General features: G+C 71.7%; 3 protein-coding genes. 1 reads left to right on the top strand and 2 read right to left on the bottom strand.

What is annotated here, in order from left to right; translation table 11 throughout:
* Positions 1-128 precede the first annotated feature (128 nt).
* On the top strand, positions 129-731 hold the full coding sequence (locus tag GL263_RS24950) for a hypothetical protein (protein ID WP_182858003.1): 603 nt from the start codon (positions 129-131) through the stop codon (positions 729-731).
* 131 nt (positions 732-862) lie between these two features.
* On the opposite strand, the gene GL263_RS24945 is transcribed toward GL263_RS24950, so the two are convergent.
* Entirely contained in the window at positions 863-1,882 is a 1,020-nt protein-coding gene (locus GL263_RS24945) for a Gfo/Idh/MocA family protein (RefSeq protein ID WP_182858002.1), read from the bottom strand.
* A gap of 71 nt (positions 1,883-1,953) precedes the next feature.
* Positions 1,954-2,535, bottom strand: a 582-nt coding sequence (locus GL263_RS24940) for a sugar phosphate isomerase/epimerase family protein (RefSeq protein ID WP_182858001.1), incomplete at its 5' end; no start/stop codon positions are given.

Genomic DNA, 2,535 nt, shown 5'->3' with positions numbered 1-2,535 from the left:
ATGCTGCACTCCGCCCGAACCGGCACCTGGATCACCCCGGAGTGACCCCCGGGTCAACCGGCCCCCGGCGGCCGGCGGTTGTGATGCCAGGAGTACGTCCAGGGCACCGCTCGTCGGAAGGGGCACGCGTGTACGCGAATCCGGCCGGCCCGTCATGGCCGACGCAACCGTCCTCCCCACCGCCGGAACCCGGAACAGACTGGAACGAGCGGATCGCCGCGCACGTCAACGCGATGCATCTCAGCGGTGGACTGTTTCTGCTGACCTTCCTGATTCCCCCGATGTGGTTGCTCGACGCCGTCCGCGCCCTGTCGCCCGATGACCCGTCGGCGGACTGGCCATCCTTCCTGTGGCCCGTGCTGCTGCTCGTCTCGATCGCCGTGTTCCACGCGTGCGTACAGATCCCGGCGGGGGTAGTCGGCTCCTGGCTGATGGCAGGGCGGTCGGCGCTGACCGGCTATCTGGGCGCGCTGTTGCTGGCCGGAGTGCTCGCGGTCCCGACGCTCGTCTGGGTGATGGGCGTGCGCTCGGGGACGGAAACGCTTGTCATGTGGGCGGACTACACCGGGCGTTGCGCACCGAGTCTCGGCGTCTACCTGTGGTTCGTACGACGCTGTGAGCGGCGGCAGGCCCGCCTGACCGCGATGCGTAGCGGGTCCTCATACGGCCCATCCGCGCCACGACAGCACGGTGACCCGTTGTTCCCGGAAGAGCCACGTTGGTGGCGGTGACAGGCGACGCGCGACCGGCACTCGCCGGGAGCCTTCGGCGGTAGGGAAGCCCCGCGTGGCCGGTACACGCGCCGAGGAGGGTGAGCGGTGAGCCGCCTCCGGCGCCGCGTCGGGGACCGGAGGCGGAGCCGTCAGCGGTAGAGGGGTGGGCGGTCGACGAGGTCGACGGGAACGCGGTGGCCCTCCTGTTGGGCGCGGACGGCGGCTTCGCAGACGGCCGCCGCGGCGTAGCCGTCCCAGACGCTGGGGCCGACCGTCTCGCCGCGCGCCGTGGCGTCGATCCACGCCTGGACCTGGCGGTCGTAGGCGTCCTCGAAGCGGGTGACGAAGTCCTGGTCGATGGTGCCGCCCCAGCGGCCGGCGGTGTGGGTGACCAGGCCGACGCCGTCGCCGATCCGAGCGGTGCCTCGTTCGCAGACGGCCTCGGCACGGACCTGGTAGCCGAAGCCGCAGTTGAGGTTGACCTCCACGTCGACGAGGACGCCCCCGTCGGTTTCGAAGACGAGGAACTGCGGGTCGTCGACTCCGTCGGGGGCCGAGGAGGACGGGCGCGGGCGCAGGACGGTGACGGCGGTGATCTCCTGGTCCAGCAGCCAGCGGGCGACGTCCATCTCGTGGACGGCGGAGTCGTTGACGGTCATCTCGTTGGTGAAGCCGGGCGGGGTGGAGACGTTGCGGTGCTGGTTGTGCAGCATCAGCGGGCGGCCCAGGTCGCCGCCGTCGAGCAGCGCCTTCAGCCGCTGGTACTCGGCGTCGTAGCGGCGCATGAAGCCGACCTGGACGCGGCGGTGGCCGAGGCGCTGTTCGGCCTCCATCACGCGCAGGGCGGACGCGGCGTCCGGGGTGAGCGGTTTCTCGCAGAGAACGGGCAGGTCGTGTGCGAACGCGGCGAGCAGGGCGGCCTCGTGGGCGGGTCCGGGGGAGGCGATCAGTACGGCGTCGACGCCGTCGGCGGCCATGGCCTGCGCGGCGTCGGTGAACGCCGCGCAGCCCTCGACGCCGTCGGCGACGCGCTTGGCGCGTTCGGCGTCGACGTCGACGACGGCGGCGACCCGGGCGCCGCTGGTCACCCGGTCGAGGCGGCGGACGTGGTCGGCTCCCATGCGGCCGGTGCCGACGACGGCGACGCCGATGGTGGGGCGCTGGGTCATGGTCGGTGAGCGTCCTTCCGGAGTGCGGATGAGGTCGGGAAAGGGGGTGTGAGCCGGGCGCCGCCGGGCGCCTAGGCGCCGCAGGAGCGGAGGAAGCGGCGGGTGCGGACGGCGATCGGGAGCGGCTGGTCGGCAGGACACGGATACATGTCCTGCTCCACGATGGCAAACAGGTCGACGCCGAGTTTCTGCGCTTCGGCCAGCACGGGTTCCAGGGCGGGCACGCCGCCGGGCGGCTCGCACATCACGCCGCGCGCGACGGCCGGCCCGAACGGCACGCCGTTCTTGACGACGTCGGCGAGGATGTCCGGGTCGACCTGCTTGAGGTGGAGGTAGCCGAGGCGTTCGCCGTAGGTCCGGATGAGGCGGACGCTGTCGCCGCCGCAGTAGGCGTAGTGGCCGGTGTCGAGGCAGAGGCTGACGAGGTCGGGGTCGGTGCCGTCGAGGAAGCGTTCGACGTTGGGCTCGGTGTCGATGTGGGTGTCCGCGTGCGGGTGGACGACGATCTCCAGCCCGTAGTGGTCGCGGACCTCGCGGCCGAGGCGTTCCATGCCGCCGGTGAGGTGGCCCCACTGTTCGGCGGTGAGTTCGGCGGGTTCGATGATCTCGGCGGTCTTGTCGTCGCGCCAGAAGGAGGGGATGACAACAAGGTC

Source organism: Streptomyces durbertensis, assembly GCF_014156695.1.
GTDB classification, from domain to species: domain Bacteria; phylum Actinomycetota; class Actinomycetes; order Streptomycetales; family Streptomycetaceae; genus Streptomyces; species Streptomyces durbertensis.
This window is presented reverse-complemented; position numbering and strand designations above follow the sequence as displayed.